20 protein-coding genes and 1 tRNA gene are annotated in these 22,204 nt (G+C 48.9%); 12 read left to right on the forward strand and 9 right to left on the reverse strand.

All coding sequences use genetic code 11. The features are described from left to right. Positions 1–339: 339 nt before the first annotated feature. Positions 340–804, reverse strand: coding sequence for a hypothetical protein (locus tag GUC46_RS00300; protein WP_003840687.1), 465 nt, complete (start codon positions 802–804; stop codon positions 340–342). Further along, a complete protein-coding gene (locus tag GUC46_RS00305; RefSeq protein ID WP_193147913.1) occupies positions 804–1,574 on the reverse strand; it encodes a winged helix-turn-helix domain-containing protein in 771 nt (256 codons plus the stop codon). Before GUC46_RS00305 ends, GUC46_RS00300 begins: the two co-directional genes overlap by 1 nt. Before the next feature lie 576 nt (positions 1,575–2,150). Here GUC46_RS00305 and GUC46_RS00310 point away from each other — a divergent pair. Further along, positions 2,151–2,768, forward strand: coding sequence for a helix-turn-helix transcriptional regulator (locus tag GUC46_RS00310; RefSeq protein WP_003023988.1), 618 nt, complete (start codon positions 2,151–2,153; stop codon positions 2,766–2,768). A 74-nt stretch (positions 2,769–2,842) separates the two neighbouring features. Then, complete coding sequence (gene misL / locus GUC46_RS00315) at positions 2,843–5,668, forward strand: intestinal colonization autotransporter adhesin MisL (protein ID WP_160179637.1); 2,826 nt, start codon at positions 2,843–2,845, stop codon at positions 5,666–5,668. 115 nt (positions 5,669–5,783) lie between these two features. Here misL and GUC46_RS00320 read toward each other — a convergent pair whose 3' ends face one another. From GUC46_RS00320 to GUC46_RS00330, 3 genes are all read right to left on the reverse strand, one after another. After that, entirely contained in the window at positions 5,784–6,086 is a 303-nt protein-coding gene (locus tag GUC46_RS00320; protein WP_225990927.1) for a Rap1a/Tai family immunity protein, read from the reverse strand. Positions 6,087–6,562: 476 nt separating this feature from the next. Next, the gene (locus tag GUC46_RS00325; protein ID WP_003844487.1) at positions 6,563–6,739 is read right to left on the reverse strand and encodes a hypothetical protein; all 177 of its coding nucleotides are present in this window, start codon (positions 6,737–6,739) and stop codon (positions 6,563–6,565) included. A 117-nt stretch (positions 6,740–6,856) separates the two neighbouring features. Beyond that, the gene (locus GUC46_RS00330; RefSeq protein WP_121572119.1) at positions 6,857–7,147 is read right to left on the reverse strand and encodes a SymE family type I addiction module toxin; all 291 of its coding nucleotides are present in this window, start codon (positions 7,145–7,147) and stop codon (positions 6,857–6,859) included. A 126-nt stretch (positions 7,148–7,273) separates the two neighbouring features. On the opposite strand from GUC46_RS00330, the gene GUC46_RS00335 reads away from it, so the two are divergent. Next, complete coding sequence (locus GUC46_RS00335; RefSeq protein WP_130715302.1) at positions 7,274–7,465, forward strand: toxin-antitoxin system HicB family antitoxin; 192 nt, start codon at positions 7,274–7,276, stop codon at positions 7,463–7,465. 233 nt (positions 7,466–7,698) lie between these two features. On the opposite strand, the gene GUC46_RS00340 is transcribed toward GUC46_RS00335, so the two are convergent. From GUC46_RS00340 to GUC46_RS00350, 3 genes are all read right to left on the reverse strand, one after another. Then, the gene (locus GUC46_RS00340) at positions 7,699–8,442 is read right to left on the reverse strand and encodes a DUF4435 domain-containing protein (protein WP_160179639.1); all 744 of its coding nucleotides are present in this window, start codon (positions 8,440–8,442) and stop codon (positions 7,699–7,701) included. Beyond that, positions 8,442–9,794, reverse strand: coding sequence for an AAA family ATPase (locus tag GUC46_RS00345; protein WP_130715300.1), 1,353 nt, complete (start codon positions 9,792–9,794; stop codon positions 8,442–8,444). The genes GUC46_RS00340 and GUC46_RS00345 overlap by 1 nt, the downstream gene beginning before the upstream one ends. Positions 9,795–9,891: 97 nt before the next feature. Then, positions 9,892–9,986 (reverse strand) — tRNA-Sec (locus GUC46_RS00350). Positions 9,987–10,276: 290 nt separating this feature from the next. On the opposite strand from GUC46_RS00350, the gene GUC46_RS00355 reads away from it, so the two are divergent. From GUC46_RS00355 to GUC46_RS00395, 9 genes are all read left to right on the forward strand, one after another. Next, on the forward strand, positions 10,277–11,659 hold the full coding sequence (locus GUC46_RS00355; RefSeq protein ID WP_130715299.1) for a glycoside-pentoside-hexuronide family transporter: 1,383 nt from the start codon (positions 10,277–10,279) through the stop codon (positions 11,657–11,659). A 10-nt stretch (positions 11,660–11,669) separates the two neighbouring features. Then, on the forward strand, positions 11,670–13,988 hold the full coding sequence (gene yicI, locus GUC46_RS00360; protein WP_130715298.1) for an alpha-xylosidase: 2,319 nt from the start codon (positions 11,670–11,672) through the stop codon (positions 13,986–13,988). A 322-nt stretch (positions 13,989–14,310) separates the two neighbouring features. After that, positions 14,311–15,864: a transcription antiterminator gene (locus tag GUC46_RS00365; protein WP_003844519.1), complete on the forward strand. Its 1,554-nt coding sequence runs from the start codon at positions 14,311–14,313 to the stop codon at positions 15,862–15,864. Positions 15,865–15,890: 26 nt separating this feature from the next. Continuing rightward, positions 15,891–16,361, forward strand: a complete 471-nt coding sequence (locus GUC46_RS00370) for a PTS sugar transporter subunit IIA (protein WP_003024008.1) — start codon at positions 15,891–15,893, stop codon at positions 16,359–16,361. Between the two features lie 19 nt (positions 16,362–16,380). After that, positions 16,381–16,701 (forward strand): PTS fructose transporter subunit IIB, encoded by a 321-nt coding sequence (locus GUC46_RS00375; protein ID WP_003844521.1) that lies wholly within the window; start codon positions 16,381–16,383, stop codon positions 16,699–16,701. Positions 16,702–16,727: 26 nt separating this feature from the next. Further along, a complete protein-coding gene (locus tag GUC46_RS00380) occupies positions 16,728–17,819 on the forward strand; it encodes a PTS fructose transporter subunit IIC (protein WP_003837581.1) in 1,092 nt (363 codons plus the stop codon). Between the two features lie 11 nt (positions 17,820–17,830). Further along, a complete protein-coding gene (locus GUC46_RS00385) occupies positions 17,831–18,682 on the forward strand; it encodes a class II fructose-bisphosphate aldolase (protein ID WP_130715297.1) in 852 nt (283 codons plus the stop codon). A gap of 80 nt (positions 18,683–18,762) precedes the next feature. Then, entirely contained in the window at positions 18,763–19,623 is an 861-nt protein-coding gene (locus GUC46_RS00390; protein ID WP_003024018.1) for a ketose-bisphosphate aldolase, read from the forward strand. Positions 19,624–19,672: 49 nt separating this feature from the next. Beyond that, on the forward strand, positions 19,673–20,350 hold the full coding sequence (locus GUC46_RS00395) for a D-lyxose/D-mannose family sugar isomerase (RefSeq protein WP_003837587.1): 678 nt from the start codon (positions 19,673–19,675) through the stop codon (positions 20,348–20,350). Positions 20,351–20,392: 42 nt separating this feature from the next. Here GUC46_RS00395 and GUC46_RS00400 read toward each other — a convergent pair whose 3' ends face one another. Then, complete coding sequence (locus tag GUC46_RS00400; RefSeq protein WP_130715296.1) at positions 20,393–22,105, reverse strand: AsmA family protein; 1,713 nt, start codon at positions 22,103–22,105, stop codon at positions 20,393–20,395. Between the last annotated feature and the right edge of the window lie 99 nt (positions 22,106–22,204).

Below are 22,204 nucleotides of genomic sequence, written 5' to 3' on the forward strand. Positions count from 1 at the left end.
GTATCCCTCATATGTACGCCAAAAATACACCGGAAACATACCGTTTCCTGAAATGCGATAACGCCTGAACCTTCAGACATTGCTCGCGAGAGAGATAAACGCCCCTGCCCACGCCTTCTCCAAATATCCATCCGTAGATTGAAGTCTTCTGGACAAAATAAAACGCCCATTTCGCTTAATTATTACGCAATGGATATCGTGATATTCAGGATGTTTCCTGATTCGGGATGAAGAATAGCAATGGGTTATTAGAAGATTCAGTGACCCATGTCGCGTAAGTCGATGATGGCAAATATGAATTCCATTGAGGGGGCGCGATTTTTGTTTCCGGATATGACGTTACCTCTTGCGGCAATACAACGAGGGTACATTGGAGCTGGCAAAGATCCATGTGCCCTTATACTCTTCCATGACCAGACTGAGGGTTCGTCCGCTTTGGCGGTAAAAACCGGGTAAGGTATTGTTAATATCCGTTTCATCGGCGCTGTCTGCGAAGGTTTTGACCACCTGCATCGCCTGTAGCACCCGGGCTTCGTGCTGTCTGGTGTAGTTGAAATAAATGTTCCTGCTGATGTCTGAGGTATTACGTCCGTACAGTTTTCCGGTAATGGTGGCCAAACCTGCATTATCGTACATCCGAAACGCTAACGTACCGGCAAAGCGATTGCTGCCAATATTCCATTCCACGTTGCCGATGCAACTCAGCGGCTTTTCGGCAAAGCGTGAATACCATAGCCACCCGCCTGAACCGAGCAACGTCGCCAGACCGATTACCAGCAGAATAAGGTGATGTATTTTTTTCATTACCCGCGCATCCAGTAATAGTGGGTAGTACAAAACGCGTTAGCATCTATCCGCGCATCTTTATCACAGACAAACGCCACGATCCTCTCCGCTTTGCGGTAGCCGGAAAGGAAGACGTGCTTGTTGTTTTCGCAGAGATAGGGATGCAGTTGCATCAGATTGAAATAATTCTCCTGGTCGTGCTCATTTGGTGAGTAATAAATTTTACAGTTTTGCCGAGAGGGAACTTGCATAGAAACAGACACGAATTTACTAAACGGCATAACAGGACGCGTCTGATACCACACCAGCCAGATAATCAGGGTGGCAATAACGATGCCCGTGCTAAATATAATGTTCCACCAGGGTCCCCGCGTCGTTTGTTGAGGCGCGGGAGCAATTATCTTTGGGGGCGCGTAATCCTCTATAACCGGTGGCAGGTAAACTTCACTTTGAGGATGTGTTATCGCCTCAACCTGCGTATTTTCATTTAATGCAAGCCCGCGCCGGGAAATTGTTTTTACCGTATCTCTCGGCAGACCCACATCCGCCAGAGCATTACGTAGCGTCAGAATAGCCTGGTAAAATGTGTTGGTGGTGGTCACATTATTTCTCTCACCCCAGCCCACTTTAATCAACGTGTTCTGAGAAACAATGTCACTTGCGTGAGTAATTAAATAGAGAAAACAGAGCGAGGCTGGTATCTGTAGTTGAATTGCTCGCCCTGTCTGTCGATTGACCAGGCTTTTGTTATCAGGATTAAATTCGACCAACTGATTGATAAGGTACAATTGCCCAGCCCTCAGTAACCTAAACGTATCACCGCATGTGCCAACACTTACCTTAAATTTTACATCCAAATTGATAATATGCCTCACTCTTTGTACGTGATCGCAGATAAGAATTTCACTTAAGATTTAAATGTTCTTTACATACAACGTGTTAGCTGATCAAGTTCTTAGGTAAAATTAACTAATGTTAAATAATGAGAATTCATTACAGGTTTATCTGAATTATCATTATATTTATACACAGCACTTCAAGGGTGATTGAGTTATCAGTATTGTGTAATTAATGAGCATCGTTTACATCGGTTGTTTTTTAGCAAATAGTGCTTTTTTAAGATTTATCCTAGGATTTTAATTTATGCATAAAATTCCTAATGCCCAGACTGTTATTCTGAGATAAGGCACAAAAAAGCTTAGCGCAATCGTATTAATCACAGTCCATACTTATTAGCACATCAGGAGTTTATTACATTTTATTAGCGCCACTGTTATTAGCTGACAAGGAATGTTGTACGTGTCGGATTGACACATTTATTTACCAATGAAATATTTATGGAAAAATAACAGGAGTCATTTTTGATGAAGAGATCACCATCACAGAGTGTTCGTTGCATAAGCTGTGAATTATCCTGTCAATTATTTCCGGATGCTGCGGTTCGCGCCAGTTACTGTCACCGTGCCGCTTTTGCTATCTGGCCTGAGGGAAATGGCTTTCTGCAAAAAGGAATTATTGAAAAACTTCTGCTTAATAATCAAAACCATTTGTCGCGCGGGTTTATTTTTGTGGACTTCTCTTTCCCGAACCTGCGCCTGTTTGCCGACCCGCAATGGGTTGATCGTCTGGCTTATAGCGGTATGCATATTGTTTTGATAGCGGACCGGAACCTGGCGCCGTTAGCCAACTACTGGCTGTCGAAAAGCAATAAAATACAAGGGATTATATATTCTGATGATGATGATGACGTACAGCATCAGAAAATGAGACGATTATTTACCGGTCATCTCGCTAACAGTAAACGTGGGCGCACACTCAACTATACAGAAATGATATTACTGAAGCGATTTGTCTCAGGAAAAAGTATTCAGCAAATTACCCAAATAGATAATATTGATATTAAGAAAATATATGTCTATAAGCTCCGGCTTGAAGATAAGTTGGGCCATAGTATTCATAAAATACTATCGAATATTTTATAACGCATTTCTGATTTTTATTATTTCACATCCTTGCGATGTGGTGGACGCTCTACGCCTAATAGCAGGAGGCTAATATGCCAAATCCCAAATCTTACTCTCGTATTGCCATCGCGGTTTCAGCCGCATTAACTTCTATGGTATTTTCGGCCCATGCAGCCTGGATTGATGTTGATAGTCTTCCTTCCAGCGGTCTGGTTAGTAGTCTGCCCCCGGAGTTGCAGGCTTTATTTCCTGCACAGGCGAATGCCAGTTTCGCTAAAACCAGCGCTACGCCGAATTATGTTTATCAATGGAGTGCTGGCACCATTCCGGTTTTTGGCAATGGGTTAACGCTCAATGGGCCAGGAGCAGAAGCCTTCGAGCACTCCATTACCGTTATTCAGAATAGCGCGACGGGTAGCCCAGGCGTTATTTTCGGTGACGACCTGACGATTCGCACACAGTCGAAGAATGCCGCTAATAATGGTAAAGATGTTGACGGTATTCGTACGCACGGGGCCAATACGCCGGATAACCCGGTTTTTATCATCACCGGAGATCGCACCAGCATTTATGTGGACGGTCAGGATGGTGACGGTATTAACGCCGGTTACAACTCCTATAGCCAGGGTTGGAAAGGCTCAGCCAGCATTTACGTCGGCGACGATCTGTATATTCAAACCACCGGTTATCAGGGGCGTGGTATCACTGCAAACGCAATGAAAGACGCCACGCAGGCTAAAAATACGATTGTCGTCGGCGATCGGGCACACATTGTGACGATCGGTGACAGTTCAGAAGGTCTTCGCACCGGGCAGAGTGGTTCCTCGATCCGCCTTGGTGATGACGCCACTATCGAGACGTCGGGTGCTTCCTCGACAGGGATCTATGCCGCCTCATCTTCCAAAACGGAACTGGGCAATAACGCCACCATTTCGGTGAGCGGTGCAAGCGCCCATGCGGTTTATTCCACCAATGCAACCGTGAATCTCGGCGAAAACGCGACGATCAACGTAAACAATTCGGCGAAAGCGGCGTCTTACAGCAAAGCGCCACGCGGTCTGTATGCGACTTCACGCGGGGCAATAAACCTGGCTGGCGGCGCCGCCATTACTATGGCGGGCAATCACAGCAATGAAAGTTATGCCATCAGCACCGAAACGGGCGGCTCCGTAGACGGCTCCGCTGGCGGGCGCTTCCTTATCGACGGCGATCTTCACGCCGCTGGCGCGACTGCCGCGACCAGCAGCCTGCCGCAGCAAAACAGTACCATTACGCTCAACATGACCGACAACTCGTTGTGGAGTGGGGCGTCATACATCACCAGCGTCACGGCCGGAACGGGTGTTATCTCGCTGCAAATGAGCGATGCGACCTGGAACATGACCAAAAGCTCAACGCTCACCGACCTGACGCTGAACGGCGGGTCAGTGGTGAACTTTGGGCATACTGATGGCGAACCGTGGCAGACGCTTACCATTAATGAAGATTTCACCGGCAACGGCGGCAAACTGGTTTTCAATACCGTCCTGAATGACGACACCTCCGAAACCGACAAGCTGAAAGTGCTCGGCAACACCGCGGGTAATGCGTTTGTGGCGGTGAACAACATTGGCGGAACCGGGGCGCAGACCGTTGAAGGTATTGAGATCATCGAAGTAGCCGGTAATTCTGACGGTACTTTTGAGAAAGCAGGCCGTATTGTTGCCGGTGCGTACGACTATAACGTGGTGCAAAAGGGCAGCAACTGGTATCTGACCAGCTTTATTCCTGCTCCGCCGGATCCGGAAGAACCGGACCCGGTCGATCCGGACCCGGTAGATCCCATCGACCCAGACCCCGTTGACCCGGATCCGGTTGACCCTATTGACCCAGGTCCTGTCGATCCAGACCCGGTCGATCCGATAATCCCTGAGCCGGAAATACCTGTCGCACCTCCGGTCACCGAGCAGCAATACCGCCCGGAAGCAGGCAGTTATCTGGCGAACAACTACGCCGCTAACACGCTGTTTATGACCCGACTGCACGATCGTCTGGGAGAGACGCAGTACATCGACATGCTGACGGGTGAGAAAAAAGTCACCAGTATGTGGATGCGTAACGTCGGGGCGCATACCCGCTTTAAAGACGGTAGCGGGCAGTTGAAAACCCAAAGCAACAGCTATGTGTTGCAGCTAGGCGGCGATCTGGCGCAGTGGAGTAGCGACGGTCTCGACCGTTGGCACATCGGCGCAATGGCAGGTTACGCCAACAGCCAGAACCGCACGCAGTCCAGCCTGACCGGCTACCATTCACGTGGTCAGGTTACCGGTTACAGCGTAGGGCTGTACGGCACATGGTATGCCAATGACGCAGACAAAACAGGCACTTACGTAGACACCTGGATGCTGTACAACTGGTTTGATAACAAAGTGATGGGCCAGGAGCAGGCGACAGAGAAATACAAATCCAGCGGGATCACTGCTTCGGTAGAAGCCGGTTACAGCTTCAAACTGGGTGAAAACGAGCGCAACAGCTACTGGCTGCAACCGAAAGCGCAGGTGGTATGGATGGACGTGCAGGCCGACAGCCACCGCGAAGCGAACGGTACCCGCGTGAAGGATGACACCGATGGCAACCTGATGACTCGTCTGGGCGTGAAAGCCTTTATCAACGGCCATAACGCCATCGATGACGGTAAATCTCGCGAGTTCCAGCCGTTTGTCGAAGTCAACTGGATCCACAACACGCAGACGACCAGCGTGAAGATGGATGATGTGAGCAACGATATGCGCGGTACGAAGAATATCGGCGAGCTGAAAGTGGGCGTTGAAGGTCAAATTACTCCGCGCCTCAACGTGTGGAGCAACGTGGCCCAACAGGTCGGCGACAAAGGCTACAGCGATACCCGCGGTATGCTCGGCGTGAAATATAACTTCTGATGTAGTTGCTGGTAATGGAAAAGCCGCTGATTAATGGGTCAGCGGCTTTATTTTTTGGGGAGGCGGTAGGTCGGATAAGCGTTAGCGCCATCCGGTAAATAAGCTGCGTACAGCGCTAGCTATTACTATTTTTGTTACAAGCAAGTTCTTTGCCCAAAGCAATCATGGCCAATTCAGAAGGACTGTATTTTGTTCGTTCTTTAGGATGGGTCTGGAGGTAATTACCAACAATATCAGCTTCCTGTCCAATGGTTATGCTTTCATTACAGATGATATTTTCTTTTGATAGTGTCCCCGCTACACCGGCAACAAAAGACATATACATCACTGCTGTCTGTTCATCCCGAACATTCAAATAATCAAAACCTTTCTCATACAACTGATAGCCGTGATAAAGCGAGTTGCCGTCGATATTCAATGTCGATTTTGCCAGTACAGGCGTTGAAAAAAGAGCAATAACAAGACAGGAATGGCAATTTTACTGATCATACGAGCACCAGCCGCCCTTATGGTGTGAGCCAGTACCGCCGTGCGGGTGTTCTCCTTTCGGGCATGCGAAAACAGTAGATGATGCGGTGATAGTGACGAGAGCGATAACCATTGCCATGAATACGTTTTTCATATGTAACCCAATAATCTAATTTATTAGAAACGAGGCTGTCCCTTCCTGATTAAAGAAAAAGGATGCCTGTGTATTTTTAGCGGGATTATAATATGGTGTTTATTGTGCTGTCATGTTTATCGTTTGGCATAGGCCATCAGGATAGTATTTTTATTATGATTTTTAGTGTAGTGGTTGAATGATTTCTAATGCGTTTCTGATTCATGGATAATGAGTTGCTGCTTCAAATATCATAATTATTGATTATTGCCCGTAAGTTTATAATGCTTTTTTCATTTATTAGGCTCCATTAATTCATCAAAGAAATTATCGCCGTTAACAATATTATCAGAATGAATATCACATTGTGCACATTGAATCTTAGCTTTCAGTAACTGAATTTTTATTTCTTCGACTTTTTCATCGTCGTCAATCGAAAAGATGGTGTCTGGTTTTTCGTGGTGATTCATTTGTTTGGGTTCCCGTTACACTTTGGCTTCATTTTCCAGGAGAGTAGGCCGGATAAGCGCAAGCGCCATCCGGCACCAAGTGAACCTGTAAGTAACGCTTACAGGTTCAGCCGTACTTCACTGGAGAGTCGCCAGCGTGCTCTCAATTCTGTTCAGCTTCTGATTTGCCTCTTTCAGTTCATCCTGCAACCGTTGCTCCTGCTCGCCATAGACCATCAGGACGATACAGCCGTTCATCACTTTTACGCTAATCTGTTGCCCGGTATCAAACCCTGCTGCGCGGAGCCATTTGCCGGAAAGAATAATTTTGGGTGTGGATTTGTCGAAAACATTCGGGCGATATCCCACAATTACCGAACGTTCGGTTCCGGATTGGTCGCTGTCTGGGGTAGAATGCGAATCAGCCATAATCAACTCCTTGATAGTTGGTGAGGTTAGACGCTCCGGCTGTGTTCCCGCACAACGGGGCGTTGCTAGTGTAGAAGGCTTTTAGGTGGCCTCCTATATGGTGAGAGTAATTGGATAGGTGGCTCCATGTCAATCATATCGCGCGAAAAAAAACCAAAAGGTGGTGGTCAATCGCCGCAGTTCAAAATGCGTATTGATCCGGCATTGAAAGAGCAGTTGGATGCTGTGGCGGCAGAAGAAGGGGTAAGTCTCGCCAGTTGGTTGAAGGAACTGGCGAGGGAGGCTTTAAGAAAAAAAGGCATACCTCCTCATGGATGAGTTTAACTGCTTTCTAATAAAATAACTCAATATATAATGAAAGATGTATATAAAATATTTAGTACTAATAAATTTAACGGTAGACTATTCACGAAGAATTGGTTTTTGTATTTTATTTTGGTGGTCACATATATCTCCGTAAATTTTAGTTCTTTTAAAATACTCCATGTTATATGTCATTCTAAGCATGTCTTCTACACAACCAGCATCACTAAGCAGTTTATTTTGTATTTTCAATCCTTTTTACATATAATATATAATACTTCTGAAAGATCATGACCATTCACAATGTCATACAAGGAATAATTTTCTGATATTATTTTATCTAGTGCCTTTAGTATATCTTCTCTTGGAGGTATGTTACCACCTCGGTTAGTGGAGTATTCTACTAAGGTGTTAATCATTTTCTCATGTCCTAAGTAAATAAATTCTTTCTCACATATGAATTTTTTAAACTTTACTTTATTTCCTTCTGGTTTTAATGGTTTAAATGCAAGGCCAAGATCATATTTTTTTGATGCTAATCTTAAGCAAGCTATTGGGTAACATAATCTATAGCAAAGGTCTCTTATTGAGCCGTATTGAGATGAAAATGTTTTAGTGTTACTTTCATGTGAGATGTGGTTAATAAAATCTGTTAAAGCATCGCTGGCTATGATCATGCTTTCTGAGTCATGTTCATCAGTTGCAAATATATTGCCACAGTAATTTTGATTAAATTTAGAATTGTTTTTTAATCTTAGGAAATCTGCATCACGAATTCCTAAATAGTTTTCGAATCCTCTTTTTTTCAGTAATTCATCAATTTCTTTCATTTTATGCTTTCCAAATGATACCTTAATTTGCACTCCTTCACTGATTAGTTTCTTATAAGTAGGCAAATCTTTTATTCCCTCAACTAAAAGGAAATAAAATGTGCTAGTATCCTGAAGCATTGCATTAGCTGTCCTGTGGGGAGTGATGTGGTCTTGGAACATTATTCCACTCCTTTCAATTCAACTCTTAAATTCCAGTTTTCGCCTATAATGTCTGGAGAGTGTGTAGCTATTACAACCGAAAGCCCGTTGATAGAAATTATATCTTTAATGTCTTCTATGAATTTGTTTTGCCACGATATATGTAATGATAATTCGGGTTCATCTATTAGAATAAGATCGTTTTTCTGAGAATTAAAAATTAACTTGTAAAATAATATTAACTCATTTTGCTCACCGGATGATAAACCTGATGATGGAATTGTCATTTCACTATCTTTTTTATCTTTAATTATTGTGGACTTAAATGAAATGCCCTCATTTTGAGTTATTTCTATTTTTTTGTGCTTAAATCTGGTATTTATAATCTCTTTGAATGTCTTTATTTTTCTTGAAATTTCTTCAAACGGAGCAAGCTTTTTATGACTGTCATCGATATATATTTTTAATACATTAATAAGATCTTCTTGTTCTTGGTCAATTTGAAGAAGATCGTTATCTTTTGAATCTGTTATTAATCCGACAGATGATAATAGTTTACGTCTATCATTAAGTTTTGAAAGTGCGGAATTTAATTCTTCAAAAGAATTTTCCGTTCCTCTCTTTAGCTCAACAATTAGCCTGTTAGGATATGTACTATCAAGTTCTGAAGCTACATCTGATGATTCCTTCACTGCCTTTGTGATCATATTCCTTAATTCTTTAGAACAGTAATCAACAGAGTTTAACATTATTTCACTATTGATATCTTTTCTGGCAGTTATTCTTTGTGTCTCAATTAATCGTACATTTATTTCATCTATTTTTTCCTCAAACCATGGTGGGTTTTTAGGATTATGGTTTTGAATTAACTCATAATAACTGTTAAATTGCTCATTAAATAAATCATTATCCAAATATAATTCATTGTTCTCAAATCCGTCAAGTAAATATTGATTTTCAATTAGGTCATGAATATTTTTACGACGCATTATCTCTCTTTTTAAATGCATTTTTCTGAGTATTTCTTTTTTGGGAGATATAACTGAAGAGTTGGTTTTTATTTCATGTTCGTGTTTCTCATTTTTTCCGTTTTCTCCTTTTAATAAATATAGATTTCCCTCATTGCTTTTGGATTTACCTTTCCTTAATGTCCAACTTTCATTATTATCAAAAACCACTATGAATTTTTCAAAGATCAGCTTTGTGAGAAAACTAAAATTCCTATTAAATAACGAGTTAATTGACTCAAGTATTACGGTTTTACCTAATCCATTCTCTCCAATGATTATTGTTATTCCCCCTTTTTGATTAAATTCAATAACGTGATCGAAAATTCCAAAGAGTTTGACAAATTCAACTCGTGATATCTTCATTTGGTCCTCTGGATGTTTATTTATTAATTTCCAAAAACAATAGTTAAAATATTGTATGCGAATAACATAGTGGAGTCATTGGAGGAAAGATAAATTTTGGCGGAAGATCACAGGAGTCGAACCTGCCCGGGAACGCTGGCGCCCCCAACTGGATTTGAAGTCCAGCCACCTCACCGGAGATGACGATCTTCCGCGCCTCGATTGCTACATGGAGGCGGGGCGCATTATAGCTACTTCCTAAGGTTTCCACACCCCCTCACTCACTTTTTTAACTTCCCTTTTGTCTTGCCATGATCGGTTTCATATAAATCCTCAATAAATCCGGTAGTTACATTTCATCACATTTTTCGACGCAACTCTGATCACAGAAAACAAGAATCGTAATTTGATAACGAGATATCGGAATACCCGCGCTCACAGGGATGGTTTACAAGAACTGTAACCGGTATCAGTGCGTGTGAAAGTGCTAACAAGGATGCGTAATGAAAAGTGAGATTTTGTCCGTTAAAGAGAAGATTGGCTACGGTATGGGCGATGCCGCCAGCCACATCATCTTTGATAACGTCATGTTATATATGATGTTCTTCTATACCGATATTTTTGGTATTCCGGCCGGTTTTGTCGGCACCATGTTCCTGCTGGCCCGCGCGCTGGATGCTATCTCAGACCCTTGCATGGGACTGCTCGCCGACCGCACCCGGTCGCGCTGGGGGAAATTTCGCCCGTGGGTACTGTTTGGCGCACTGCCGTTTGGTCTGGTCTGTGTGCTCGCCTACAGCACACCGGATCTCAGCCTGCATGGCAAAATGATTTATGCCGCAATCACCTACACGCTGCTGACCCTGCTTTATACCGTGGTGAATATTCCCTATTGCGCGCTGGGCGGCGTCATCACCAATGACCCCACGCAGCGTATCTCCCTGCAGTCCTGGCGCTTCGTGCTGGCGACGGCGGGCGGCATGCTCTCCACCGTGCTGATGATGCCGCTGGTAAATCTGATTGGCGGCGAGGATAAAGCGTTCGGCTTTCAGGGCGGGATTGCCGTGCTCTCGGTTGTGGCGTTCCTGATGCTGGCATTTTGCTTTTTCACCACCAAAGAACGCGTGGAAGCGCCGCCGAGCAGCAACTCAATGCGTGAAGACCTGCGCGACATCTGGCAGAACGATCAATGGCGCATCGTCGGCCTGCTGACCATCCTCAACATCCTTGCTGTCTGCGTACGCGGCGGGGCGATGATGTATTACGTCACCTGGATTCTGGGCACGCCAGAAGTGTTTGTCGCCTTCCTCACCACCTATTGCGTCGGCAATCTTATCGGCTCTGCGCTGGCTAAGCCGCTGACCGACTGGAAATGCAAAGTCAGCGTCTTCTGGTGGACCAACGCCGCGCTGGCGGCCGTCAGTCTGGCGATGTTCTTCGTACCGATGCACGCCAACATTACCATGTTCGTCTTCATCTTCGTGATTGGCGTACTGCATCAGCTCGTGACGCCAATTCAGTGGGTAATGATGTCCGACACCGTGGATTACGGCGAGTGGTGCAACGGAAAACGTCTGACGGGGATCAGCTTTGCGGGCACGCTGTTCGTGCTCAAGCTGGGTCTGGCGCTCGGCGGGGCGCTGATCGGCTGGATGCTGGCAGTTGGGGGCTACGACGCCGCAGCGAAAACCCAGAACAGCGCCACCATTAGCATCATCATCGCGCTGTTCACCATAGTCCCGGCTATTTGCTACCTGCTGAGTGCCGTGATCGCCAAACGCTTCTACACCCTGAAAACCCCGTATCTGACTGAAATCATGAGCCAACTGGCGCAGGGCGCGCGCCGCAATCAGCAAGATTTCACGACGAAAGAATTACAGAACTAAGGAACCGATGATGAAAATTAGCGATGGAAACTGGCTGATTCAGCCCGGTCTGAACGTGATTAACCCGATTCAGGTGTTCGAGGTTGAACAGCAGGGCAATGAGATGATTGTCTACGTTGCGCCGCGCGACGTGCGTGAACGTACCTGGCAACTGGATACCCCATTGTTTACCCTGCGCTTCTTCTCGCCGCAGGAAGGCGTGGTCGGTGTGCGTATGGAGCACTTCCAGGGGGCGCTGGATACCGGTCCGCATTACCCGCTCAATGTGCTGCAGGATGTGAAGGTCGAGATGCGCAACACCGCTGAGATTGCCGAACTGAAGAGCGGTAACCTGAGCGTGCGCGTAACCAAAGGGGAATTCTGGTCGCTGGATTTCCTGCGTAACGGCGAACGTATTACCGGCAGCCAGCTGAAAAACAACGGCTACGTGCAGGATACCAACAGCGGGAAAAACTATATGTTTGAGCGCCTGGATCTCGGCGTCGGGGAAACGGTATACGGCCTGGGCGAGCGCTTTACCGCGCTGGTGCGTAACGGGCAAACGGTAGAAACCTGGAACCGTGACGGCGGCACCAGCACCGAGCAATCTTACAAGAACATCCCGTTCTATATCACCAACCGCGGTTACGGTGTGCTGGTGAATCATCCGCAGTGCGTGTCGTTTGAAATCGGCTCTGAGAAAGTGTCGAAAGTGCAGTTCAGCGTGGAAAGTGAGTATCTGGAATATTTCGTCATCGACGGCCCAACGCCGAAGGACGTGTTGAACCGTTATACCCAGTTCACTGGCCGTCCCGCGCTGCCGCCCGCCTGGTCGTTCGGCCTGTGGCTGACCACGTCGTTCACCACCAATTATGACGAAGCGACGGTCAACAGCTTTATCGACGGCATGGCCGAGCGCAATCTGCCGCTACACGTTTTTCACTTTGACTGCTTCTGGATGAAAGCCTTCCAGTGGTGTGACTTTGAGTGGGATCCGCTGACCTTCCCGGACCCGGAAGGCATGATCCGCCGCCTGAAAGAAAAAGGGCTGAAGGTCTGCGTGTGGATTAACCCGTATATTGGCCAGAAATCGCCAATATTCAAAGAGCTGAAAGAGAAAGGGTATTTGCTCAAGCGGCCGGACGGTTCCCTGTGGCAATGGGATAAATGGCAGCCGGGCCTGGCGATTTATGACTTTACCAATCCTGAAGCCTGTGAGTGGTATGCCAACAAGCTGAAAGGTCTGATGGATATCGGCGTTGATTGCTTCAAAACCGACTTTGGCGAACGCATTCCTACTGACGTTCAGTGGTTTGACGGTTCTGATCCACAGAAAATGCATAACCATTATGCGTACATCTACAACGAAATGGTGTGGAACGTGCTGAAAGAGACTGTCGGTGAAGAAGAGGCGGTGCTGTTTGCCCGTTCAGCTTCGGTCGGCGCGCAGCAGTTTCCGGTGCATTGGGGCGGCGATTGCTATGCCAACTATGAATCGATGGCCGAAAGCCTGCGCGGCGGGTTGTCCATTGGTCTGTCCGGCTTTGGCTTCTGGAGTCACGATATTGGCGGCTTTGAGAATACCGCCCCGGCGCACGTCTACAAGCGCTGGTGTGCGTTCGGGCTGCTCTCCAGCCATAGTCGTCTGCACGGTAGCAAATCCTACCGTGTACCGTGGGCGTACGATGACGAATCCTGTGATGTGGTGCGCTACTTCACAGAGCAGAAATGCCGCATGATGCCGTATCTATATCGCGAAGCGGCGCGCGCCAATGAGCTAGGAACGCCGATGATGCGCGCAATGATGCTGGAGTTCCCGGACGATCCGGCATGTGATTATCTCGACCGCCAGTACATGCTGGGCGATAGCGTGATGGTGGCGCCGGTGTTCAGTGAGGCGGGTGATGTGCAGTTTTACCTGCCGGAAGGACGCTGGACGCATCTGTGGCGTAACGACGAGGTGTCTGGCAGCCGCTGGCATAAACAGCAGCACGACTTCCTGAGTCTGCCAGTCTACGTGCGCGAGAACACTCTGCTGGCGCTGGGCAGCAATAACCAGAAGCCGGACTACGCCTGGCATGAAGGAACCGCGTTCCAGCTGTTCCATCTGCAGGAGGGCCGGGAAGCGGTGTGTGAAGTGCCTGCGATGGACGGCTCGGTTATCTTCACGCTGAAGGCGACGCGTGTAGGTAATACCATCACTGTGAAAGGGAACGGTGAGGCACGTAACTGGACGCTGTGCCTGCGAAATATTCAGGAAATTGGCGGCATTAAATGCGGGTCGCATATGGGCAGCGAGCTGGGTGTAGTTATTACTCCACAGGGCAGTGAGCTGACGATTACCTTGTAAGTATGTGTCGACGTGGTGCCGGATGCGTTTTATCCGGCCCACGCTGCGAGCAGCATTCCAGATCTGAAAATCCAAAACATCCTGAATTAAATTTTTATCTCTGCATATTTGCGAGCGGTATCACTCTGATTCCCGCGAAAAATGTGATCTGCGCCGTAAATATCTCACTATTTCCTCTTTTTGTCTTATTTCTGTCCGGATTACTGGACACGATTTAGTATTGTTGGCGCATCGTAGTCCTCTTATATTTATCATCACGGATTACACGTGGAGCATAAATGCTTCTTTAGCTATTTAATCTGGTGTGTGATAAGGGTAAATAATGCAAATGATTACCTCGCGACAAAACAGATTATTAAAGTTTCTTCTGTCTAAGAAGGAATATGTCACGTTGCTGAAAATTGCCGAGTATTTATCTGTTTCAGAGAAAACTGTGCAGCGCGATCTGCGCTTACTGGAACCCTGGTTATCAGAATGGAAAATAACCATCGATAAACGTGCTGGTGCTGGGGTGATATTAAGTTCCGATAATATTACCGACCTTTTATATATGGATCAGTTATTAGGATCGGAAGGTGATGATACTGACGGCATGATGAATAATTCACGGCGAGTCAAGATAGCCTCACAGTTATTAAGCGAAACGCCGCATGAAACGTCGATCAGTAAATTATCCGAACGTTATTTCATTAGTAGCGCATCGATTGTTAACGATCTGAAAGTAATTGAATCCTGGATTACCCCACTGGGCCTGTCGTTGATTCGCAGTCAGAGCGGCACGCATATCGAAGGCAGCGAGAGCGGTGTACGCCAGGCGATGGCGTCACTGATTAACGGCGTGATTAACCATAATGAACCTGGTAACGTGGTTTATTCACGCCTTGACCCGGGCAGTTATAAAGCCTTAGTGCATTACTTTGGTGAAGAAGATGTTTTATTTGTCCAGACGTTATTGCAGGAAATGGAGAACGACCTGTGCTGGTCTCTGGGCGAGCCTTATTACGTCAATATCTTTACCCATATTTTGATCATGATGTACCGCATCACGCGGGGCAATGCGCTGCCGAGAAAAGATGAAAATATCACCTCATGTGACGAGAATATTTTTTCCATTGCCAGCCGGATGATTCAGCATATTGAAAAACGCATTGCCCACCCGCTGCCGGAAGACGAAGTATGGTTTATTTATCAATACATTATCTCTTCCGGCGTGGTAATTGAAGAGCATAACGACGTGAGCGTGATTGGCCATATGCACTCCAGCGACGAAGCGCGTTTGATTACCCATCGGTTGATTGCCTCCTTTGCCGAGATGGTCGACAGCGATCTTAGCCAGGACACGGCGCTTTATGACGGATTGCTGATCCACATTAAGCCGCTGATTAACCGCCTGAACTACCAGATCCGCATTCGCAATCCATTGCTGGAGGATATTAAAGGCGAGTTGCAGGACGTGTGGCGTCTGACCCAGTGCGCGGTGAATCGGGTGTTTAGCAGCTGGGGCGAGCGGGCCGTGTCGGAAGATGAGGTGGGATATTTAACCGTGCATTTTCAAGCCGCAATGGAGCGGCAGATAGCGCGTAAGCGTGTGCTGCTGGTCTGCTCAACCGGTATTGGCACCTCTCACTTACTCAAAAGCCGTATTCTGCGCGCCTTTCCGGACTGGACTATCGTCGGCGTGGTATCGGCAGGCAGCCTGCCCTCCGTACTGACTGACGATATTGAACTGGTGGTATCGACGATAAATTTACCTGCCGTTGCTATGCCGGTCGTGTATGTCACCGCCTTTTTCAATGATGCAGATATTAAGCGGGTAACAGAAACGGTTATTACGGAAAAATTACATCGGGCGACGTCGCTGGTCGTCGAAAATTAATGTCTGAACTCCATGAGGTATGATTGATGGACATCACGAAAATACTCAATACAAATCGCGTTATTTTGGACATGAAGGCCACAAACAAAACGGAGGCTATTGAGGAACTGACGGATATTCTGCAAAAAGATGGGGCAATTAGCTGTCGGGAAACGTTTATTCAGGATGTCTGGCAGCGTGAATCAGAAGGCTCGACCGGCTTCGAAAATCATATTGCGATCCCGCACGGGAAATCCTCGGCGGTGGTCAATACCACGCTGGCAATTGGGCGTACCCGCCAGGATATTCCCTGGGAAACCCTGGATGGCAGCAACGTGCGCTGCATCATTCTGTTTGCCGTACGTCTTGAAGATCAAAACACTACACATATTCGTCTGCTTTCGCAGGTTGCCGGCGCGTTGGCGGATGACGACATTATTGAACAACTGTTAGTCGAAAGCAGTCCACAGAAAATTATTGAGCTTTTTAGCCAATATGCTGAATCCAATGTCTGCTAAATAAAAAGTGGAGCATGTTATGAATATTGTTTGTGTTGCCGCCTGTACGGCGGGTATTGCGCACACCTATATTGCCCGTGAGAAGCTAATTAAAGGTGCTAAAGCGCTTGGTCATAATATAAGAGTTGAAACCCAGGGAACTATCGGCACGGAGAACGAACTGCTGACAGAGGATATTTCTGCAGCTGATGTCGTAATTCTTGCTGTCGATGTCAAAATAAAAGGGGAGGAACGATTTTCAAATAAACGCATTGTGCGAGTGAAAACCGAAATCGTCATAAAATCGCCCATTCAGTTTCTTGAAAAGGTCGAAAAATCATTAGTTAATAATAACCAGTAGCGATCCTCATTCTGGAGGGATTTCACATGAGTGAAAATAAAATTCCGCTATCTCAGGAAATAAAAAGACATTTATTAACGGGGATTTCGTGGATGATCCCGTTAATTGTCGCCGCCGGGATCTGTATTGCTCTCGGGCAAATACTTGGCGGCACTAACGTGGGTGAAAAAACAGGAACCATACCCTGGATGCTCAACCAGATTGGCGGCTGGGGGATGGGGTTAATCGTACCGCTGATTAGTGCGGCGATTGCGTACTCCATTGCCGATCGTCCCGGATTTGCGCCGGGCCTGATTGTCGGCTTTGTTTGCGGCGAAATTCATACCGGTTTTATCGGCGGGATGCTGGGCGGGTTCCTGGTCGGTTATACCGTACTGCTACTTAAGCGCTATATCCGTTTGCCACAGTCGATGCAGGGGCTGATGCCCATCATGGTGTTGCCGGTACTGAGTACCGTCATTGGCGGCCTGTTGATGATGACGCTGATTGGCAAGCCGATAGCCTGGCTGCAGGACGCGTTGATTCATCTGCTGGAGTCCATGCAGGGCGGATCCCGCTTTCTGATGGGCGCTATCCTCGGTGCGATGGCGACATTCGACTTCGGCGGACCGGTGAATAAAACCATGTCGCTGTTTGCTGACGGCATGCTGGTCAGCGGTGTGTACGGTCCGGAAGCGGTGAAGTTTGTTGGTTCGATGATCCCTCCGTTCGGCATTACGCTCTCTTTCCTGCTGACGCGTCACAAGTACACCCGTGCGGAACGTGAGGCGCTGAAGGCGGCATTCCCGATGGGGATCTGCATGATTACCGAAGGGGTCATTCCGATCGCAGCGCGCGACCTGTTGCGCGTGGTGGGCTCTTGCGTGGTGGCCTCGGCGATTGCGGGCGGCCTGATTATGGTGTGGGGTGTCGAAAGCCCGGTACCGCACGGCGGCATGTTTGTGGTTCCGCTCTTTACGCATCCACTGCTGTTTTGCCTGGCGCTGGGGATCGGCACGGTGATTTGCGGTGTCATGTTGTCGCTGTGGAAGAAACCGGTGACCGAGCGTGACGAAGAGTTTGATGAACTCAGCGATCAAAAACTGAAAGACGAAGAGATCACCTTCACCCTGGAATAACCGGAGGCCGTATGTTTGCCGATATGAAAAGCATGGTGGCGAAAGCCTGGCGCGAGCAGTACGCGCTGCTGGCCATCAACTGCATGAACCTGGAAAGCGCCCGCGCGGCGGTTCGGGTGGCAGAGAAACACCGTGCGCCCATCATTCTGAATCTGTATCAGGGGCATCTGGAGCATTTTCCGGCCCCGATAGCCGCTGCGGTCGTCAAAACGCTGGCAGAGGAAGCCTCGGTACCGGTCGCGCTGGCGCTGGATCATGGAAAGGATCCTGTACGCATTCGTCAGGCTTTTCGCGCCGGATTCAGCGGGTTAATGATCGATGCCTCCGCCTTTGCGCTGGAGGAGAACATTCGCCAGACCCGGGCAGTGGTCGAGCTCGCAGCCAGCGTTTCCCTGTGCGTGGAAGGCGAGCTGGGCCATCTGGCCGATGCTCCGCGCTATGACCATGCCGCTAACGCTGATTTGATGACTCAGGCCGCCGACGTGGAACCCTTTATCCAACAGACCGGGATCGATTTGCTGGCGGTGTCGGTGGGTACGGCACACGGCATGTACGCGCCGGGTATCACACCTGCTATTGATTTCCTGCGGCTGGAGGAAATAGCCCGGTTATCAACTGTACCTCTGGCGCTGCATGGCGGCAGCGGGACGCCGTTTGATCAGCTACAGCGTTGCCCGACGTTTGGCGTCGCCAAGATAAACGTTGGTGCGGCGGTTTTCGAAGCCGGAAAGGCTGCGCTACTGCATACCCTGTGTCGTGACACATCCGGTGAGCTCGTTGATGCCCTGGCCCTGATGGAGCAGGCCTGCGAGGAAGCCATTATTCCGTACCTGCAGGCCAGCGGCGCTATCGGCAAAGCCTGATTCATTTTCTGTAACGCCTTCTATGCCTCTGCGATGACGCACTGGCAGGGCTTTCTACACCCTGAAACTGGAGAATTAACATGTTAGTTTCGATGAAAGAATTACTGCAACCTACTCGTCAGCACGGTTTTGCTATCGGCGCATTCAACGTGGCGGACAGCTGCTTTGTACGTGCAGTAGTGGAGGAAGCGGAAGCGACCAATACCCCGGCGATTATCTCTATTCACCCCAGTGAACATGATTTTGTCGGCGATGCGTTTTTTAGCTATGTCCGCGATATCACTCTGCGCAGCCCGGTTCCCTTTACTCTGCATCTGGACCATGGCGCTTCAGTTGAGCATGTGCTGCGGGCGATTCAGTGTGGGTTTACCTCGGTGATGATTGATGGCTCGCTGCTGCCGTATGAAGAGAACGTGGCGCTGACCCGCGAAGTGGTCAAGCTGGCGCATGCGGTAGGTGTTTCTGTTGAAGGGGAGTTGGGTACGATTGGTCAGACCGGGACGTCAGTGGAAGGTGGAGTGTCGAAGGTTACTTATACCGATCCTGCTCAGGCAGAGGATTTTATCGCCCGAACCGGTGCAGACACGCTGGCGGTGGCGATTGGAACCGCGCACGGGATCTACCCGAAAGGGATGCAGCCAGAGCTGCAAATGAACATCCTGCGCGACATCGCCGGGCGTGTGGATATTCCGCTGGTGCTGCACGGTGGTTCCGCGAACCCGGATGCGGAAATTGCCGAATCCGTCACGCTGGGTGTTGGCAAAATCAACATTTCCAGCGATATGAAATATGCCTATTTCCAGAAAGTCCGCGAAATCCTGGCGAAAGAAACCTGGTGGGACCCGAACGTAATCTACCCAGAAGCCATTAGCGCCGCGCGGGACGTGATCCGCCACAAAATGAAATTGTTCGGTTCAACCGGCAAAGCATCACTTTACTAACGGCATGCAGGCGGGGCGACCCGCCTCTTTCGCAACAAGGAAAAGTGGAATGAAGCGTTCACATATTAATTATGCCGTCGATAAAGCGCATGCCATCGCCGAGACTTTTCGGGTCTGTCTGCCTGATTTTGCGTATTTTACGATCGATGCCTGGCGGCAACAGGATCAATCTCTGTGGCGTGAAGTGCGCGATCTCCAGCTGGGCTGGGATATTACCGACTTTGGGCGTGGAGATTTTGCGCAAACGGGACTGACGTTACTGACGTTGCGCAATGGTCAGCCAGGGTCAGCTAATTACCCCAAACCGTATGCTGAAAAGATGCTGCAAATTCAGCAGGATCAGCAAACGCCATGGCATTTTCATCGCCATAAAATGGAAGATATCGTGAATCGCGGCGGCGGTGACTTATGTATGCAGCTGGCATGGGCCACGCCTGATGATGGGTATGACGCACGGCGTATTGTTGAAGTTAGCGTCGATGGTCAGCGGCGTACCGTTGACGCTGGCGAGACGCTGGTATTGAAACCGGGACAGGGGGTGTGCCTGCCGCCGCGCTTGTATCATCGCTTTTGGGCGGAGAAGGCGTTCGTGCTGGGCTGGGAAATCTCGATGGTCAATGACGACCAGCATGACAACCACTTTCTGGAACCTGGCGGTCGCTTCCCGGCGATTGAAGAGGATGAGCCGGTGAAGTGGCTGTTGTGCAGTGAATATATTCGTTTATGAGCGTGAGTAGGCCCGGTAAGCGAAGCGCCACCGGGCAATAAATTATTGCGCAGGTGGTGGTGGTGCTGTGACTTCACTCCCTGAAACCACTCCCGCCTGCATAGTCTGCGTGACCTGCTGTTTCTCCACGTTCACCGCATGCAGTTGGCCGCTGACCGTTGGCTTGAGCGGCGCATCGGCCTGAATATTGCCGCTGGCGGTAAGCTGAATATTACCATCGCCGGAAAGCGGCAGTGCGGGCCAGCCCCACTGCTGCAGGATCGTCATTGGCACGCCGCGTCCGTTCAGGCTGATCTGAGCCTGGCGCTGAGGCAACTGAGAAATGCTGGCGGTGGCCTCCAGCAGCCCTTTTTCCGTATAGGCGCTCAGTTCGCTGATATTGATGGTGCTGCTGTTTGCCGTCAGCGCCAGCGAAGGGCGACGCACGTCGGTGCGGTTAAAGGTAGCGGCAGCGGCGTTGAGGGTGGCGCTCCCGCTCCAGATCCCCCACTGATTGTTCTGTACCAGCCCGAGGTTAGCGCCGTAACCGTCAAGCGCGGTGAGCTGCCACGGGAAACTCGGGTCGATATCAATTACCAGATTGCGGCTGGCGCTGAATTTCTTCAGCGTCAGGCTGTTTAGCCATGTTGGCAGAGGTTTCATCCACTGCTGCTTCCAGTTTTCCGGCAGCGTGTATTCCAGACCGGCAATAGCGGCATCATCGAGGACCAGCGCTTTGTTGCTGCGTAGCCAGTTTCCGGATGTTCTGACCATACCGCCTTCCCAGCGGGTGGTGAACTGGCGCAGCGCAATGCCCTGTGGTGAGAACTCGGCGTTCAGAATCGGATCGAAGAAGTGCAGAGAGCCGTAGATAAACTCGCTGGCGTTCATCGACAATTTTCCTTCCTGAGTTTGCCAGTCGTCCTTGCTGAAGGTCATGTTGCGCAAGCTCAGATCGAGATCCGTCACCGCCCAGTCAGGGCCTTGCAGACGGGCATCCGTTACCTCCAGACGACCAATTTGCAGGGAAGGAATGGTGCTTAACGGGGCAAAAAAGTCGGCCAGCGATTTGTCGCTTTGCAGCCGGATATCATTCAGGCGCAGATTCTCCACTACCCAGCTCCCGTCGGCATTGCGTTGCGCTACGCCGGTTAATGCTCCACGCGCCACGTCTGCGCCAATATTGCTAAGCGTCACCCGGTCATGGTCAATGCTGCCTTCAATCAAGACGTTGGTGGTCGGGACATCGTTGAGCGTCAACGAACTGGCGCTGAGCTGAATTTGTGCTTTGCTGCCGAGAATTTTACCTGCCTCAGGGCTCCAGGGAATGACGCCGCCGTTAACGCGCTGGGCGCTGAGGTTCCACTCGCTACCGGGGCTGTTAAGCGCCATATCCTGCAATTGCAGACGATCGGCCTGAAACGGTAACGGCGCGGTTTGCAGGGAAAGATTCAACGTGCCGTTTTGCAACAAAATGGTGTCTACATGCAGCGGGTCGGTGATTTGGCGGCTACTGAGTCCAATATCGACCGTTTTGGCGACCAGCGTGGCGGGCTGACCATCCCGGCCAAAGGTGACGTTTTCCAGCAGAATATGGGAAGGGGAAGAAAACCGGTGATCGATGGCATCAAAGGACAGATGGTAGCTGCTGTTCTGTGAAACCCAGGCACTGACGTGCTCTGCGCCCCAGCGGGTTTGCAGTAGAAAATAAAGGCCGAGGATCGCCACTGCAAGGGCGATCAGCACGTAAAGAAGCAGCTTTCCAATAAATTTCATGGTCTTCCATCCCGCGAAGTGCACATAGTCAAGTTATGCACGATTTAGACGCAATGCTCAAGGCGGGAATGGTGAAAGAGCGTTACAGCGGCGTTGATT

Origin of the sequence: Citrobacter sp. LUTT5, from assembly GCF_009905315.1 — a bacterium.
In the GTDB taxonomy this organism is placed as follows: domain Bacteria; phylum Pseudomonadota; class Gammaproteobacteria; order Enterobacterales; family Enterobacteriaceae; genus Citrobacter; species Citrobacter freundii.

Coding starts and splice junctions, on each gene's coding strand:
- GUC46_RS00300 (WP_003840687.1), bottom strand. CDS start 804: ATGAAAAAAATACATCACCTTATTCTGCTGGTAATCGGTCTGGCGACG.
- GUC46_RS00310 (WP_003023988.1), top strand. CDS start 2,151: ATGAAGAGATCACCATCACAGAGTGTTCGTTGCATAAGCTGTGAATTA.
- misL (WP_160179637.1), top strand. CDS start 2,843: ATGCCAAATCCCAAATCTTACTCTCGTATTGCCATCGCGGTTTCAGCC.
- GUC46_RS00325 (WP_003844487.1), bottom strand. CDS start 6,739: ATGAATCACCACGAAAAACCAGACACCATCTTTTCGATTGACGACGAT.
- GUC46_RS00330 (WP_121572119.1), bottom strand. CDS start 7,147: ATGGCTGATTCGCATTCTACCCCAGACAGCGACCAATCCGGAACCGAA.
- GUC46_RS00335 (WP_130715302.1), top strand. CDS start 7,274: ATGTCAATCATATCGCGCGAAAAAAAACCAAAAGGTGGTGGTCAATCG.
- GUC46_RS00340 (WP_160179639.1), bottom strand. CDS start 8,442: ATGTTCCAAGACCACATCACTCCCCACAGGACAGCTAATGCAATGCTT.
- GUC46_RS00345 (WP_130715300.1), bottom strand. CDS start 9,794: ATGAAGATATCACGAGTTGAATTTGTCAAACTCTTTGGAATTTTCGAT.
- GUC46_RS00355 (WP_130715299.1), top strand. CDS start 10,277: ATGAAAAGTGAGATTTTGTCCGTTAAAGAGAAGATTGGCTACGGTATG.
- yicI (WP_130715298.1), top strand. CDS start 11,670: ATGAAAATTAGCGATGGAAACTGGCTGATTCAGCCCGGTCTGAACGTG.
- GUC46_RS00365 (WP_003844519.1), top strand. CDS start 14,311: ATGCAAATGATTACCTCGCGACAAAACAGATTATTAAAGTTTCTTCTG.
- GUC46_RS00370 (WP_003024008.1), top strand. CDS start 15,891: ATGGACATCACGAAAATACTCAATACAAATCGCGTTATTTTGGACATG.
- GUC46_RS00375 (WP_003844521.1), top strand. CDS start 16,381: ATGAATATTGTTTGTGTTGCCGCCTGTACGGCGGGTATTGCGCACACC.
- GUC46_RS00380 (WP_003837581.1), top strand. CDS start 16,728: ATGAGTGAAAATAAAATTCCGCTATCTCAGGAAATAAAAAGACATTTA.
- GUC46_RS00385 (WP_130715297.1), top strand. CDS start 17,831: ATGTTTGCCGATATGAAAAGCATGGTGGCGAAAGCCTGGCGCGAGCAG.
- GUC46_RS00390 (WP_003024018.1), top strand. CDS start 18,763: ATGTTAGTTTCGATGAAAGAATTACTGCAACCTACTCGTCAGCACGGT.
- GUC46_RS00395 (WP_003837587.1), top strand. CDS start 19,673: ATGAAGCGTTCACATATTAATTATGCCGTCGATAAAGCGCATGCCATC.
- GUC46_RS00400 (WP_130715296.1), bottom strand. CDS start 22,105: ATGAAATTTATTGGAAAGCTGCTTCTTTACGTGCTGATCGCCCTTGCA.